At 61.3% G+C, this 15,694-nt stretch carries 14 protein-coding genes; 7 read left to right on the forward strand and 7 right to left on the reverse strand.

Annotated features, from left to right (window positions below; translation table 11 throughout):
• Positions 1–213: 213 nt before the first annotated feature.
• Entirely contained in the window at positions 214–927 is a 714-nt protein-coding gene (locus E3T40_RS16530) for a hypothetical protein (RefSeq protein WP_174843645.1), read from the reverse strand.
• Between the two features lie 333 nt (positions 928–1,260).
• On the opposite strand from E3T40_RS16530, the gene E3T40_RS04015 reads away from it, so the two are divergent.
• The gene (locus tag E3T40_RS04015; protein ID WP_134542723.1) at positions 1,261–1,833 is read left to right on the forward strand and encodes a hypothetical protein; all 573 of its coding nucleotides are present in this window, start codon (positions 1,261–1,263) and stop codon (positions 1,831–1,833) included.
• Positions 1,834–1,978: 145 nt separating this feature from the next.
• On the opposite strand, the gene E3T40_RS17265 is transcribed toward E3T40_RS04015, so the two are convergent.
• Both E3T40_RS17265 and E3T40_RS04020 read right to left on the reverse strand, forming a co-directional pair.
• Positions 1,979–2,110, reverse strand: a complete 132-nt coding sequence (locus tag E3T40_RS17265; RefSeq protein WP_255453794.1) for a hypothetical protein — start codon at positions 2,108–2,110, stop codon at positions 1,979–1,981.
• A gap of 95 nt (positions 2,111–2,205) precedes the next feature.
• The gene (locus tag E3T40_RS04020) at positions 2,206–3,435 is read right to left on the reverse strand and encodes an IS110 family transposase (protein ID WP_134542724.1); all 1,230 of its coding nucleotides are present in this window, start codon (positions 3,433–3,435) and stop codon (positions 2,206–2,208) included.
• Positions 3,436–3,783: 348 nt separating this feature from the next.
• On the opposite strand from E3T40_RS04020, the gene E3T40_RS04025 reads away from it, so the two are divergent.
• A protein-coding gene (locus E3T40_RS04025) for an IS3 family transposase (protein WP_134542757.1) occupies positions 3,784–5,183 on the forward strand; the annotation gives its coding sequence in 2 pieces (ribosomal slippage) (positions 3,784–4,111 and positions 4,111–5,183; 1,401 coding nt in all).
• A gap of 946 nt (positions 5,184–6,129) precedes the next feature.
• On the forward strand, positions 6,130–6,525 hold the full coding sequence (locus E3T40_RS04030) for a hypothetical protein (RefSeq protein WP_134542725.1): 396 nt from the start codon (positions 6,130–6,132) through the stop codon (positions 6,523–6,525).
• 349 nt (positions 6,526–6,874) lie between these two features.
• Here the strand turns inward: E3T40_RS04030 and E3T40_RS04035 are convergent, their stop codons facing one another.
• The 4 genes from E3T40_RS04035 to E3T40_RS04050 form a co-directional block, all read right to left on the reverse strand.
• A complete protein-coding gene (locus E3T40_RS04035; protein WP_134542726.1) occupies positions 6,875–7,219 on the reverse strand; it encodes a hypothetical protein in 345 nt (114 codons plus the stop codon).
• A gap of 604 nt (positions 7,220–7,823) precedes the next feature.
• Complete coding sequence (locus E3T40_RS04040; RefSeq protein ID WP_134542727.1) at positions 7,824–8,381, reverse strand: hypothetical protein; 558 nt, start codon at positions 8,379–8,381, stop codon at positions 7,824–7,826.
• A 950-nt stretch (positions 8,382–9,331) separates the two neighbouring features.
• A complete protein-coding gene (locus E3T40_RS04045) occupies positions 9,332–9,631 on the reverse strand; it encodes a hypothetical protein (protein ID WP_134542728.1) in 300 nt (99 codons plus the stop codon).
• Positions 9,632–9,955: 324 nt separating this feature from the next.
• Complete coding sequence (locus E3T40_RS04050; protein WP_134542729.1) at positions 9,956–10,552, reverse strand: hypothetical protein; 597 nt, start codon at positions 10,550–10,552, stop codon at positions 9,956–9,958.
• 185 nt (positions 10,553–10,737) lie between these two features.
• Between E3T40_RS04050 and E3T40_RS16275 the strand changes: the two genes are divergently transcribed.
• The 4 genes from E3T40_RS16275 to E3T40_RS04070 all read left to right on the forward strand — a co-directional run bounded on the left by E3T40_RS16275 (position 10,738) and on the right by E3T40_RS04070 (position 15,298).
• Positions 10,738–11,058, forward strand: a complete 321-nt coding sequence (locus tag E3T40_RS16275; protein ID WP_166786571.1) for a hypothetical protein — start codon at positions 10,738–10,740, stop codon at positions 11,056–11,058.
• A 321-nt stretch (positions 11,059–11,379) separates the two neighbouring features.
• Positions 11,380–12,276, forward strand: coding sequence for a hypothetical protein (locus E3T40_RS04060; RefSeq protein ID WP_134542730.1), 897 nt, complete (start codon positions 11,380–11,382; stop codon positions 12,274–12,276).
• A 101-nt stretch (positions 12,277–12,377) separates the two neighbouring features.
• Entirely contained in the window at positions 12,378–13,376 is a 999-nt protein-coding gene (locus tag E3T40_RS04065) for a tyrosine-type recombinase/integrase (protein ID WP_166786572.1), read from the forward strand.
• Positions 13,373–15,298: a hypothetical protein gene (locus tag E3T40_RS04070; RefSeq protein WP_134542732.1), complete on the forward strand. Its 1,926-nt coding sequence runs from the start codon at positions 13,373–13,375 to the stop codon at positions 15,296–15,298. The genes E3T40_RS04065 and E3T40_RS04070 overlap by 4 nt, the downstream gene beginning before the upstream one ends.
• Positions 15,299–15,694: the final 396 nt, after the last annotated feature.

Genomic DNA, 15,694 nt, shown 5'->3' on the forward strand with positions numbered 1-15,694 from the left:
GCCACAAAAGGTCCAGCTGCTGCTTTCGATTTAGTCGGGCTCGAGCGTCAGCACCGCGCGGGAGGACGATCACGGCGACCGGATCGATATTCACCCGCGGTGGTGGTGACGACCTAGTAGCGATCCCGGGCAAGCAAGCGACTGGCTTCACGCTCACGCAGGGCGAATGTTCCGCTGAGGGATCTGGATTCCGGCCAACGCTAGCAACCGTCGCTACCGCGAGAGCACGATGCGGACATGAGCGATCTGAGCGGCGGTGAGCGGATCCCATGATTTGCCCTTCGCATGGTCCGGAAACCCGGCGCGGAGTGCCCGGCGAACCGCCCCACCGTCGCGGCCGAGCTCTAGAGTGAGCTGGGCGACCGTCACCGTGCGATCTCCGCTCGCACCGAATTCTTCCTCGGGGTCCAAACCTGATGACCATGGAGTTCCAGTGGGGCGTTGTGTGCGCGGTGCACGGGATGCGATGCGATTCCAGATCGAATGAGTCTTGAGTATCTCGACCACAGCGCTTTCGAGCGCGAGAGCATTGCCTTGGGTCGCGCATTCCGCCCACCGAATCTCAACATCGAGCAACCGAATCGCGTCCTGCGCCCACACCGAAGCTCGTGTCGGCTGGCCGGCGCGCACGGCGTCGAGGTGTTCCTCGAGGAACGTAGCGTCCGCCAGCGCACGATCGAGCGCCGCCTCGCCAAACCCGCTCACCGCGCCTTTCCCACGACGGTAGATCGAAAGCCTGCCCCGAATGCCCTGACCCTTGCGTTCGCCGGCCATGCCAACGTAGACGATCACCCCATCGCGCGTTCTCATCTGATAGACACCCGGTGTCAGCGGAGCAACGGGTGCCGCAGTTGCGAAGGATGCCCAGTCAGACCAATCGGCTAGATCATCGACGGCCGTATACGAATCGTTGCGGTTGTTGGACATAGGAACATCATGGCCGCAAACTAGGCGAGTCACTGCTAGCTCAAAGCGCGACGACTACCAACGCGTAACAAGTAAGACGCCAATCCGTGGTTGCTTCCGTTAGTTGATCCTGGCGGTGGTCCTCGCATCGACAAGGGCCGCTGGAAGCACCGTCCAGATCGCGTAATGCGCCTTAGCGCTCGCCTCTGCTGAACTGGCCCGCAAGACCCAGGGCCAAACGGTCATCCGCACGCAGAGTGGACTCCAGTTCCATCGGACGCCATTCCCTTCGGGCGCAAATGACACCTATTGTGGCGCTATCGACGCACCTACCGTCCTTGGGAGAATTCTGAGGTGGATGTAGCGATGACGAGTGTCTTTAGCACCTTGGTGATCACCGTGGTGGGCGCCTTCTTGGGGGCATTCGCTTCGAGCTTCTTCACCGGCAGACGCGATCGACAGACATTTCAGAAAGAGCGTCGAGTTGCCGCAGCCGAAGAGATGTTGGGCTCATTGAACGCCATCCTACGAATGCTCCGCAACTCACGTGGCCATACGGCCGCCGCCGATTGGATTCGACCGATCGATAGCTACTACGAAGCCGCCGAGGATGCCTGGCATGTGATGCCGCCGGGGATGCGTCACGCAAAACGATCGGTTCGCGCCGCGCTCGGAGAGACGCTTGGCGTCGTCGCAATAGTCGACTTTCGATCGGACCTGGGTCCTGGCGAGCAAGTCTCTGAACCAGATGAGTGGCGCGGCTATGCCGCCGACTATGTCTCTGGACTCATGGGACGCCTCCGCGAATGGCGCGATACCGGGAAGACGACGGTGAGCATGTTGTCATTCGACGACTGGCTCAGAGTGAATACGTTGTATCCGGAACCCGAACGGAGAGACAGGGATCGGTCGGGGCCACGCATCTAATGGCCAGCAAGTCGATCGTCTTGCGGGTACTCACGACTCGCCATGAGTCCTGTCTGATGTCAGAATTCTTGACCGACCCCTGTTGAAGATGTCCGTGCCTCGCGCGGCACAGATTTGGTTGGCAAACGAATACGTCGCATCGCACTTAGGCGTCGTCCACGCCCAATATGTTGTCTGCTGCTCCGATGGGAGGCGCAAGCTCGTCGCGCGCAGTCGACAACTCAAGAATCGCGACCGAAACCGGACGCGAGAAGCCCGAAAACCAGAAATCGCTCATGAGAAGCCTCAGGAGCGATTTCTTTTTGTTTCCACCGGACATCTTCGTGAACAGTCTCGCGAACGGCCCTTCCCTACGTGATGCTCCTATAGTTGTCAATTGATATTTTGGACGGCTTTTTGCTCGTGGAGCCAGTCCCGAAATTGGCTCGCGAGGTTGTCGTCTCGGCTGAGTCCTCGTTCGATTCGGGAGAGGGTGCCAGGCCAGGTATTGAAGTGTCCGGCCGCCTCGCGGAGGGTGATGTGGAGGTCTTCGCGCGCGGTGCGTAGGTCGGTGATCGAGGGCGCCGCTTGTGGGTTGGTGAGTTGACGGTAGAGCTCCCGGGCGACGTCTCGTTTCAGGCAGCGCATGATTTCCTTTTTGGTCTTGCCTTGAGCCGTTCGTCGGGCCGCATAGTCTCTCGTGCGGGAGTCGGTTGCGAGGCGTGAGACGACGACGTGGTGGATTGCCGCGTTGGCCGCTCTGTCGCCGCCGCGGCTGAGCCTGTGCCGGCTTGTCTTGCCCGACGAGGCGGGTATCGGAGCTACGCCGACGAGTGCTGCGAACTGCGCTTCCGTGGCGATGCGTTCGGGGTTGTCGCCCACGGTAACGAGGAGCTGGCTGGCTACTTCTATGCCAACACCGGGGACATTCCGTAACAGAGGCGCGCAGTCCCGAAGAATCTCTGCCATCACTGCATCGGTGTCAAGAATCTCCCGCTCGAGAAATCGGTATCGGACAGCAAGTTTCTTCACAGTGAGGGCCGTTGCGATCTCAGTGTCCGTGAGGTTTCCCATTGGACGGGAACGCTCCAACGCCGGGATGAGTTGCGCGGTGGTCAGCGGGCGGAACCGACTGCGCACGTGCTCCGGAGCGGAGACGAGTATCCCCTTGATCTGGTTGATGGCAATTGTGCGGGCCTTCATCGCTGAACTGCGGGCGGCACGGAGGACGCGGAGGCATTCAACGGGGCCGTCCTTGGTTTTCGGCGTCGACGTGCCTCGTTCGGCCAAGACCGATTCTGCTGCCTGATAGGCGTCTAAGGGATCCGATTTTCCGCGTAGACGCCGTGCTTGACGGTTGGGTCGGTTGACCTCGTGGACAGGGAGTCCTGCTGTTCGCAGAACTCGACTCAGTTCCGCCCCGTAACTGCCGGTTCCTTCGACGCCCACGCCGATGATCAGACCGAAGTGGGTAATGAAGGCGAGGATCTTCCGGTAACCCGAACTGACTGCCAGGAATTCTTCAGCAGCTAGGTGTTTGCCGTGCTCGTCGATGATGGCGACAAAGTGAGTATCGGAGTGGGTGTCGACGCCGACGATGACATTCGGTGGGTCTGTTGCCATGATGAAGTTGCCCTTCCATTGCGTCCATCTGGGTAAAAGATGGGCACGTTGGCCAGGTGGGCAGACAAGACGGTAATGGGAATTCGCTTCAGGCTCCTATAAAGTCATGTCCGCCTGGTCAGCGCACCTTGAGCAGCCTCAAGACCGCGGACAGATCACGTAAAAGACAATCCTTGAAGGACTCAGTCAGGGTTAGAGTCACGCAGCCTCAAGACTCTTCTCATCATTACCGTCAGGATGAGTTGAGGCCAGTAGCTCAGAGCAAGTCCGCCGTTTGACGTAGGGCGAGAATCAGGAAGTCCCACCATGTCCAGCCCATCGTTGATCGCCGTGCGCGACGATAGTTCCATGAACAACAGCGGTCCCGGCCCCCGCGCGGGCGGTCCCACGCCGCGGCGGTCGTTCACGCCGAAGCAGAAACTCGACCACCTCGCCGTATATGAGGACGCGATATCCCGGAACGGGGGCGGCGCGTATTTGCGGGAGCAGGGCATCTATTCCTCGCAGATCACGGAGTGGCGAAAGCTGCGGGATGCGGGCGTGCTGCAAGGCAAGAAACCTGGGGAGAAGATCGGCCGGCTCACGCCCGAACAGGCCGAGATCGCGAGGCTCCGCCGCCAGCTGGACCTGACCGAGCGACGGTTGGAAACGACGGGGGTGGCGTTGGAGATCATGTCAAAAATGCACGAGCTACTCGAAAGTCTTTCGAAGAGCTCGCGGGACGAAACACCGCAGACGAAACCGTAATGACTACCTACCGTGAGCTGACCCGCCGCGGCGTTTCGACCCGGACGGCGGCCGTTCTGGTCGGGTTGCCGCGGGCGACTGCGACCCGGGCACCGCGCACCCCGACCGCGCGAACGGTGCTGGTGCCGGCGAACAAGCTCGACGTCCTCGAGCGGGCCCGGATCCTGGCCGTGGTGAACTCGACCCGGTTCGTGGATCTGCCGCCGATCCAGATCTACGCGCAGCTGCTGGACGAGGGCGTGTATCTGGCGTCGATCTCAACGATCTACCGGGTGTTGGCCGAGCACAGGCAGGTCAAGGAACGCCGGCACCTGGCCCGGCACCCGGCCCGGGCGATCCCGGAACTGGTCGCCACCGCACCCGGCCAGGTCTATACCTGGGACATCACGAAGCTGCCCGGCCCGATCAAGGGCAAGTACTACGACTGCTACGTGATGATCGACATCTTCTCCCGCTACATCGTCGGCGCGAAGGTCCATCCGGCCGAGTCCGCCGTTCTCGCCGCGGAGATGATGACGGAAACCTTCGGCATCCATGGCACCCCGCAGGTCGTCCACGCGGACTGGGGCACGTCGATGACGAGCAAGACCGTCGCCACGCTGCTCTCGGATCTGGAAGTCACCAAGTCGCACTCCCGGCCCCGGGTGAGCAACGACAACCCCTACTCAGAGGCGTGGTTCAAGACGTTGAAGTTCGCCCCGCTGTTCCCGGAACGCTTCAGCAGCCTCGGCGACGCCCGCCGGTTCATGGACACCTTCGTCGAGGGTTACAACCACACACACCGGCACACAGGCATCGGGCTGAGTACGCCCGCTGACGTCCACTACGGACTCGCCGCCGGCAAAGCCCTCGAACGGTCCAAAACGCTGGCCGCAGCCCGCGCTCGAAACCCGGAACGCTTTGGCACGAACGCCGACCCGCAGATCCTCGCTACCCCCGACGCGGCTTGGATCAACAAACCCACCGAAGCACAAGAAATCGAACCGAAACTAGCCGCCTAAACTCACGCTGGCCTCATCCACCTTGACAAATTCCGTGTCACATGTCAATGGCTCGCCGGGCCAGAGAACCACAACTCGACCGCGGGCGTGCGTGCGATTCCAATTGATGGTGATGTCGACGATATGAGGATGCTGCTGCCAGAGAACGTCGGGAGCGAGCTTCAGCGAATGCCAATAGCAGACGGTCTGCGTCTCCTGCTCGGCGGCCGCGTGCGCGAGAACTTCGAGGCGGAAGTTGAGGGAGTGGGCGTCTCGGCCGGAATGACAAAATGTTGGCGAGAGTCCTGCGGACGGTGGGTTACCGTCTGGTACGTCACCGGCGTCAGAATGCGAACGATGTGTGGGCAAGTGTGCTCGGTGAGCTTTGCGTCCCGCTACCCAACGCTAGCGACCGACCGGTCGGAGACGTCGGTGGAGGAGCCCGTGCGCGCGGCCATCGCTCGGTCAGGCGTGCCGGTCGCGACCCAGTACAGAGTTTTCTCCAGTCATACCGCCAAGCAACGGTATCTGGCGCAGCATTGTCCGCACTGCAACACACCTTTTGGTGACATCCCGCTGTGGTCGAATCGGCGCATCCGGTGGGAGGACTACGAGATCCCGGTCGGAGCGATTCGGATTCCGATACACCCAAGGACGTCGGCCGCTCGGCACGTGTGCGCATCTCGCGACGGCGGGGTGGCATGCAACCCGGTCCAGCCACGGGGCACCACCTATCCGCTCAAGGAATTCGCGTCGGGCGATTGGATCTCATTCAACAGCCAACAGGTGTGGGAGGGAGGCCTCGGTCTAGAGCTGCTGTCGGCCAAGGGACCACGCCGCTGAGATTCAGATGGCACCAAAGCCTGGTGAACGGTGCACAAAGCAGACTACGTTCTGATTGATGAGGGACAGGATCTGACACCAACGCATTGGTTGTCGCTGCGTGCGCTCGTTGGTGAAGGTGCGAATGACCTTTTTCGCCGAGGATTCGCATCAGCGCGTCTACGACCAGCGCGTGGCCTTGAGCAAGTTCCTCATCAGGATTGTCGACCGCTCCCAGCGCCTCCCGCTGAGATATCGGACGACAGCACAGTGCCTGGCTTATGCCATCGGACTTCTTAGCGGGATCCATTTCCTTGACCTCGAGGAGGGCAAGAGAAGGCGTCGGACTATCATTCTGCGAGGAGCTGGTCCGGCACCTCAACTGCTTCCCAACCTGAGCCTTGCCGAGGAGCTCGATGTGGCCGCCAAGCTCGCCGCCGCATGGCTTCAGAGCGGCGGCGAGCCCGAGTCAATTGGGATTCTCGTTCGCGATCGCGGTCAGCGAGATCGTGTCGTCTCGGGGCGGCCGAACGTGGTGTAGCCGTGCGAGCTCTCGATTCCGGCAAATCCACGGTCGGGTACCCGCAAGCCCTCACCATGCACCGCGCAAAGGGGATGGAGTCTGCCCGGGACGAACTTGCTGTGTCGTGGAGCGGGGATCCGTCAGCGCTCCTTGGCTCAGCGCCAGCACGTTGAGAACGGGTCCGTTGGTCGGTTGTTGGCGTGGCTCAGTACTCCCCGGGGCCATTCCCAACCTGAATTCCCGTGAAAGTTGCCTCATAGAATGCGGAACGGTTCGGCCTCACCGACAAGCCACCGCAATGCCCCTTAGCCCTTCAGCTGAGGAGCATTGCGGATGGCGTGGTGCGTGGGCGTCCGAGGGCTCGCCGTCAGAAGCTGATGTCCGTGCCCATGACGCCCAGCGGGTCGAAGACGAGCTTCGCCTTCTCAAGGTTGAGATACTCGGTCACGCAACATTCTCTCCAGCATGTTTGCCCGTGGCGCATGTAGTCGAATGCCTGTTCAAGCATCGAGCTAGTTTGCCCTAACGCCATGCTGTATTCCGATGCCCTGTTCATTACGTTTCGGGCTGGACCGTTGAGGGAATCCGTGGATGGATTGTCCTCCCACGCGTGGAAGAACTCCATCAGGCTGACGAACCAGTCGTTCTGAAGTTCGTTGAGCAGCGGGTCGGCTTGGAGGATGGAATTGATTGCTGAATCGTCGTGTCGCATACCTTCATCTATGCGCGACCCGGAAACGAGGTGCTCGGATCGACAACGATGTTCAGTTCGACACCACGCAGCCAACGCGTTTGTCATGACCGATGGGACCGGAGTCCGTCCGAATCGGTCTGATTTCGTCAGGTGGATCTGAGTCCTCTGCCCTGCCTCCAAGTGCAGGCTCGTATGCGTTTATCGAGTTGCGTACTCCCGGGTTCAACGGTGATCCTGATGATGCGAGCCGTCAAATGCGTCGTGCTGCCATACAGATAACTGGCATCCGAGACGGTCAGGCGACCGCGTCGCCCGACAACGAAATCCCCCATCTCACTTAGGATCACGCACTGACCGTCGTAAACTGCCGAGCCCGAGGTGGGCGTCGGCAACCTTGTCCACGTCAACCGACCAACAGTGGATATGAGGTGGACAGTCCCCGAAAGCGTCTCGACCGTGTACACGCCGGGAATGTCAGGAATCTCTTGGAGGCCGGTCGTGAGGACCACATCGGAGTCATTGGCATCTCCGCCGTCACTATCGTTCATCCGTGGGTCTCCATTCACGACTTGGCTGGTCCTGGTTTGTCCATATCGACGAGCCACGGCCTCGTCGCGCGGTCCTAGGGCGCATCGACTGCACCCTCCCGGTATTGGACGTACGCCCGAATACGAAGGACGTCATCAACTGTCAATCCCCTCTCGGGCTTGGTACCGACCAAGAGTGAGGTCGTGCTGCCGAAGGCCTGATCCATGCTCCGGCGTTGTGGTGTCCATGGGCCGCGGTTCTCGTCGCCGAGGAGGTCGTCGACCATGACGAAATCCTGATCCGTCACGACACGGCTCACGGCTTTCGTCTTGATCCAGATGTCACGAAACATCAGGTCCCCCTGTCGCGTGCCCACCGTGGCTACCCGCCACGGGCCCCCGTGCAGCCCAAGCGCCGGAATTAAGAAGTTGGCGCCGGCATCCCATGACGTGCACCAGATCGGCTCGACGAGTCTCTCGTCGATCAATTCGTTCAAGGCGGCGACCGCTGCGCGGCTGACCCAGGCATGGGAAGGATAGGGCGCAGGAGCGAACGTCGGAAACCTATCCAATTCCTTCCAGACCGCCACATTGTTAAAAGTCAGGCCGCAGAGCCCGCCGTCAACATCCATGAAGAGCGGCATGCGTGCCACACCGCCCTTCGATCTCATGTCGACCTTTCAGATCAGTTTCGAGTTTGGCTCACTGGCAGCGCGATGACGTTTTCGGGCTCCGTGTGAACGAAACTACCGCCTCGTTTCTCACCTGGCGTCAAGATCGCAAGACGTTGTCACAAGCTCGGTGTAATCGCCCACCAGCCTCGGCCCGCTTTCAGCGGCTGAAGCTGTCGCCGCTCTACCGTGGGGTCGCAGGCGAAGCTCGGGAGCGAATCCGGCGGGGCGTGGTTGTGGCCCCGGCGCGGCGCCCTCACGGCACGTTAGATTCGAGGGTGTTTCGATGCGCGCGGTTGAGTGTATCGACGGACCGTACAAATAGCTGCCGTCGGAAATGATGAGCAGTCCGCGCTCACCGACTTCGAGGCCCGACATATCACTCAGGATCACCGCTTTACCGTCATAGGTTCCTGCTCCCGACGTGGGTGCGGGCAGCCGCCTCCAAGTCAAGCGTCCGATGGTGGAGATTATATGGACGGTGCCCGAGAGCGTCTCCACCCGGTAAACCCCTGGCTTATTGGGAATGCTTCGGAGATCAGGATTGAGTCTCTCGTGCGTTGTCGCATCAGGGTTTTCGTTCATGCGCGAGGCTCCGAATCATCGTCGTCGACACCTTCCAGGTCGAGCGGCATCGAATCTACATGTTCTGCAATTGAACTTCATCCGTGGAGAACAGCTCGAGCGTCGAAGTACATGCTATTTCGACACCTGACCCTACGGTCGTCTCCGGCAAGATCCTCTCGGTCGACCGCTCGCGGTAGGTCGAACTCCCTGAACAACCACCCAACACGCTCCCGCGCCAAGACGGGGAAGCGTCGAATTTGCGTGGCGAGCCCACGCCCTCAAAACTCGACTCTGCCTTCCGGTCACGGTCGAGGCCTCGTGCCTCGGGTGAATCGGCATCAGCACAATACGCTCCGGGCTCCCGCCTACTCGTCGTCATCATCGTCGTTGAGTCGGACGATCCAGGCGATGGGAGGGCTCCGGAACGTGCCGCGAGCATCATTGAGGATTACGGGCTCGCCGACCACGAACGCTGGCAGTGAGTCGAATTCGTGCGGGGTCCGGTCCAGCCACAGCCGCTCCGCGCCAGCGATGGGGAAGCGCTGTAGCAGCATCGGCCACCCTGATGCCAAAGCGACCGTCAGAATGCTCGAGTCCTTGAGGACGATCTCATAAACGCCGGCGGGATCAACGCCGGGGATCAACTTTGGTATCTCGAGGCTCATCTGGCCAGTATGCCCCGCGGATGTGACACCGTGTCGGCCTGAAGCTGCATCTGGGTGGACCGACCACTTTGGCCACCCATGAAGCAGAGCCCATGCTCGGCGGATCGAAGGAGGAACGGCCCGCCCGCAATGTCAGAAATCCGTATACTGATCGATTTCCGTATAGCTACTAATGCCTGCGTCCCGCGGAGTGGTGTGGTTCCCGGTCTTGGTGCGTTGGGCCAACAACGTAGGAAAACATCGTGCGATGGTCAGTGAGTACCGATCAAGGAACTCACAGAAAAACACGGCACACGATGGCTCTAGACCCGTCTGCCATGAGTATCAGGGGCACGGTGAGTCATTGATCTCGATCCTGCGGGCCAGGAGCCCTTCAACTTGAGTCGCGCGGCTGTCGGGCAGAGTCCTTTGCTGTAGCTGGCGAAGTTGTCGGCCGAGCCACCGTGCCAGGGCGAATTCGGCCGGATCTGCCGCGTGGAGGCGGGGCAGGCGGCCGGTTGTCCGACCGTGCTGTTCGCACTCGGCGAGGTGTGCCTGCCAGACCGATTCGAGCGGGTCCCACTCGTAAGCGGGTGACACGTCGAGCCGGACCTTTTGGTAGCTGCTGAGTCTGTCGTCGAAGCGTCGTTGGTGGCGGGCCCACTCCCCCATGCGACGTTCCTCCGGCGGGAGACTGGACCGGTCGCGAGTGTTCTCACGCGGGCTACGGCCGTTCACCCGCCAGAAGTGTTCGTACCGATACAGGGCCTCGGCCCAGTTCGCCGCCCGCCGGGAGATCACGTCGTGAAGTGGTATTCCTTCGCGTGCGACTCGGCCATCGGCGCGTTCGTAGAGCGCGGAACTGTCACCGCGGTCGCCGGCCAGTGTCCAAAGTCCCCGCGCCTTGTCGTGAAGTTCTGACGGATGGTATTCGTTGTGCATGGTGTTCCCCTTCGGGTCGCACGGATTGCGACCTCGAGGGATCTATGCGCGGTGCTCCGAAAGACCGAGCGCAGCGCTTTGTCGCTGAGTCGGTGGTTTGGAATCAGCGATTTCCCTAGGGTTGTGCTTCAGCGGCCTGACCTCCCCAACTGGTAGACCTCGTCACCGCAAAGGAGGCGGAGCGAGTGATGAAGCGCACAGAGACACTGGTCGGTCCTGAAGGAGAACTTTGGATCGTCACGACGACCCACGGCACCACCCACAGGTTCGACCTGGACGCGATGACTGTTACCCGACGTTCGGGTCCTGGCTCAGCCCCGACGGTGAACGACCAAGCGCGGCCACTTATCGAAATCGTGCGCTGCACCGTCGGTGAAACTGGGTATTGGACGATGAAACCTGACATTCGAGAAGCGGACCTGCTGGAGTACCGCTGGCATCTGTCGACGCAAATCCTGAGCATCGAGCCCGCACCAGCAGATCCGCCTGCTGGGCCGGGCAGTTGACCGGGACGCCGCAGGGAGCGCACGATGGAATCGCTAACGGATGACGCAACCGGCTGCTACGTCGTGACGACCGAGTCCGGAACGAGATACTGGCTAGACCTCACCCGGCGGCAACTCCAGCGAGTGCCCAGCCCCGCGTTTCCGGGGATGCTGGGGCTCCGCCGCGACGGAGGACGTTGACCTCATCGAGGTCGTTCGCTGCGTCCTCGGATACCCCATGGTGCTGCTGATCAACCTGTGGGCCCCCGGCGTCTGGTGCACAACTCGAGAATCCACAGCCGTCGTCCGCATCGACCCGGTGCCTCGGAGTTTGGTCCGATCATGACCGATGTCCGCGAGCCGTCGCACGATTACCGGCCGATTAACGCCCTGCCGTACTGGGACACAATCGGCGCGTTCGTCACCGAGGCGGTCACAGACACCGCGGCACACTCCGGTCGTGATGTCACTTCGCTGTATCCCGCTGCCTCGGCATTCGTGCTCTGGTGCTGGCAGAGCCGAGGCACACCATTGCAGAGACCACGAATTTTCCGACTTGTCACCGTCGACGAGTTCATTCATCTCGGTATGACGCGGTACGCCCGAGGGAGTAAGGCCACTCACCGGTCAACCCTGTCGCTCATGGTCGAGGCGCTGAACCCCGCGGAGACTGTCCGCGGCAGACGAGCAATTCCACGATCGGCACCGACGAAACCGTACACACCCAGCGAGATCGCAGCACTTCACAGCTGGGCGATCACCCAGGGTACACGCCGACGTCAGAACGATGCGATCGTGCTGTTGGCCCTGGGGCTCGGTGCCGGCCTCGCCACCCGTGAGCTCCTCAACGTCCGTGTCAGCGACCTCGACATTCGCGACGATCAGATTCAGGTGATCGTGTGGGAGAGTCGGCCCCGCGTCGTTCCCCTCCTCCCCGCCTGGCAGCGTCCTCTTCGCCGGCTGCAAAACAACCTCCACACGACAGGCTGGCTCTTCCGCCCCGGCCGCACCGGCGTGAATCCGGGACAGATCACAGACTTTCTGCAGCGAGCACGCACGGAACTGGACGTGCGCCCCAGCCGGATGCGCACCACCTGGCTACTCGAACACCTCCTCAGCGACACCCCCACCCACGAATTGCTACGCATTTCCGGACTCCAGAACCTCGCCGCCCTCGACAAAGTCGCCACATTTGCCCCCAGAACAGGGCAATTCAATCCGTCCTCCCGCGCCCGGTAAACGGGTTTGACCGGGATTTTTGCTCACACTGGTGAACAACGATGTTCAGGGAGGGGTGTTTTCGGCTGCAGCTTTTGAAAACCCCCACGCACATAACGTTCGTGAACAGAAAAGACCAACTCAACGACATTTTCCACGCCGACTCCGCGACGTACGCGCATCTTCGCGCTTTGGACCCGGAGATTCCCGACTACGTGTGGGGAATCATCGTGCGGTACCGGCCGCACGTCTCCCCCGTGCAATGGGCCGCCGTGCGCGAATTCACCATCTTGAATGCCGTCCAGATGCAACCGCGCACTTTCGACGCGACCCGCCGACTCATGTCGATGTCAGCACGCTTTGCAGCCTGGGTGTGGACGACAACGGGCACGCAGCTCACCGTCGAGCGTGTGTACACGCAGAACAACGTGTCCCGGTATCTGCACGCGTGTCTACCGAAGCACTCTGAATCCCACCGCTGGGGATTCGTCAGGCAGGTCGGCACCGTTGCCGACACCCTCGCGGGCGCCGGCATCAAACGCCTCCCGGCGCCTCACCTTCCCGGTCGTCGCCCATTCACCGTCTCCGACGCCGCCACCATGCACAGTTGGGCCGCAAGCCTCACCACCGACCTGAAACGACGAAACGCCTGGGCACTCCTCGGCCTCGCCGGGGGCGCCGGCCTCCGCGCAGACGAAATCATCGACACGCGAATCGGCGACATTGAAATCGTCGACGGCCGGGTGTTCGTGAACATTCCGGGGAAGCGTCCGCGCCGGGTCCCGGTCATGCACCTCTGGAACCGCACCCTGCTGCGCAGCATCCAGGACCGCACCAACCCCCAGGACTTCGTCTTCCGTGGGTATCGCTGGGACGAGTATCGACCACGGGTCATCCAGAACTTCCTGACCGAGCATCCCGCCCGCGTGCGAGCCACCGTGTCCAGGCTGCGCTCAACCTGGATCATCGCCCAAATCGACAACGGACTCCCGGTCTCGGTGCTCCTGGCCATCGCCGGGTTCGCCTCCGCCCACAGCTTGGACAAGCACCTCGTGCACGCCAAACCGGCGAACACCAGCGCCTACGTCGGTCTCATCATCGGTGAAGAGGTCGCCCGATGAGCGCCGGCGACATCGACTACGCGTTCAACGGATACGAACCCGACCTCGGCGGAATGACGCAGGCGGAGGTGATGGGCCGCGGCCACATTCACCAGCTCATCGACGACGCCACCGTGGCACTCATGGAAGGCCGGGTTCGCAAGACCGGTGTCCTCGAGCGACTTCAGGACTGGAGGGACGAAGATGCGGCCGCGTTCAGTATCGGCGGTCGCCCGTCTCTCATCTCAGAACGGGCCATTCTCACCGGGATGCTGCTGCTAGCCAAAGAGGGCACGGCGATGCACCTCACGTGCGTGCGTGACCTGTTTATGTTCCGCCTCAGCGATGCTTCTCGAGAACTTCTCGGGCTGGAGGCCCCGACGACAGACTTCGTCGGTCATATCGCTGAGAAGAATCGTTGGTACGCCAACACCAGCCGGGCCTTTCACCGCATCAACGACCTGATGGACCCCTTCCCTCAAGAACGCCGACACTCGAAGACGTACACCCAAATTCAGGAAATTCTCCGCGCGCACGACGCAGTGCTGGCCGACAAACGCAAAGCTCGCCTGGACGAATTCACGAAGCTTTTCCTCGTCATGACCTTCAACGAGCAGTCACGCGACATCCGTCGCGCCTCCAAGAAGGTCGATATTTCCTTTGACCAAACGTACGTCGGCGCCCCGACAAAAAAGGGGTACTCACACAGGACCCTCGCACAGCGAGTTGCAGACGAGGCCAAGGTCGAAGAAAAGCGAACCCTCAAGCCTGGTCCGGTGGATGCCTTCGTTGGCTGGCACGTCACGACCGGTGAACGCGTCGACATGCCCAAAGGGGAAATCGACAACACCACTCCAAACAAGAAAGCCGGATTCGCAAACTTCCGCTGGGGCTGGGAAATCAACATCGCCGTCCGCGTCGACTCCGAAGCCCCCGGACAGCACAGATTTCCCGGACTGGCCGTCGCTGCAACCATGAGCCTGCCCAACGTCCGCGTTGCCGAAGAAGCCGTCTCCCTCATGAGAGCGACCAAAGCCCTCGGACTGGAGGCCGGCGTCGGGGACGCTGACAAACAATACTGGGCCAACTCGACGCCGGAACGACTTCACGACGATGCGCTCAAAGAAGGCTTCACGCCATCAACTGACTACCGCATCACCAACTTGGGCGCCAAAGGCGGAGACCGCGGCGCCCACTTCATCGAAGGCGGCACCTACTGCCCAGGAACCCCCGAACCGCTCCAAAACGCAACGAAGGACCTCCTGGGCAACATCATCGACACGGCGACCTACCGGGAGCGCATCAAGAGCCGCACCGCATTCCAGCTCCACGTCAAGGAGAAACCCGATGCAAAGGGCCGAGTCGTGCTACGTTGCCCGGCCCTCGGTCCCAGCCCGACGGTGACCTGCCCCCTCCGGGAGCTGCTCAAGACCGTGACGGACAAAGCCCGACCCGCGGTCGACGGGGCAGACCTTCCCAACTTCGCCGACAAGATCTGCACCCAGCACTCCGTGTCCTTCGACACCGCGCAGTTCAAGCGCACGGCCCAGGCATTTGAATACGGCACCCCGGAATGGGACAAGTTCCACACCCACGCCCGCAACTCCATCGAATCACTGAACAACCAGATCAAGAGCGGCGGAACCGAAGACATCGAATCCGCCAGCCGCCGCCGTGTCCGCGGATTCGGCGCCGCGCAAATCATCGTGACAATCCTCCTGACGAACTTCAACCTCCGCAAAATCGCAGCCTTCATCAGCGACAAAATCAAAGACGACGCTAAGAAGCACGTCCACGGAGAACCCATTGCCCGTACGATTCGCAGACGCGACCGCGAATGGCACAACCCCTACACCGACACCTACCCGGCCGGCGTAGTGCGGCCGGACAAAGCCAAACACCTTGCATCGGACGAGACCGGCGGACCACCGTTACGGACCTAACCGTCCCGCAACGGTCCACGTACTGCCCGAGAGGGCAAAACACCCAGCTTTCGAAACAATGCGGCGCGCCTGAAATCGCCTTAAAACACGCTCAGCAGCCGAGAAGACAACCACAACTCAAGAATCGCGACCGACACCGGACGCGAGAAGCCCGAAAACCAGAAATCGCTCCTGAGAAGCCTCAGGAGCGATTTCTTTTTGTTTCGACCGGACCGTTTCGTGAAGAGTTTCGCGAACGGCCCCTTTGGTCGGGCTGACAGGATTTGAACCTGCGACCCCTTGAAGGTTCTGGCCTTAATTCAGTCGTTACCGAATGTCTCCGAAAACCCTCGGATTCCCTTGTGTTTACAGGGAACCGGGCGGTTCGCTGCTTCCAATTGTAGGTCATCGTTTTGG

Source organism: Cryobacterium sp. TMT1-19 (genome assembly GCF_004403055.1).
Lineage (GTDB): Bacteria > Actinomycetota > Actinomycetes > Actinomycetales > Microbacteriaceae > Cryobacterium > Cryobacterium sandaracinum.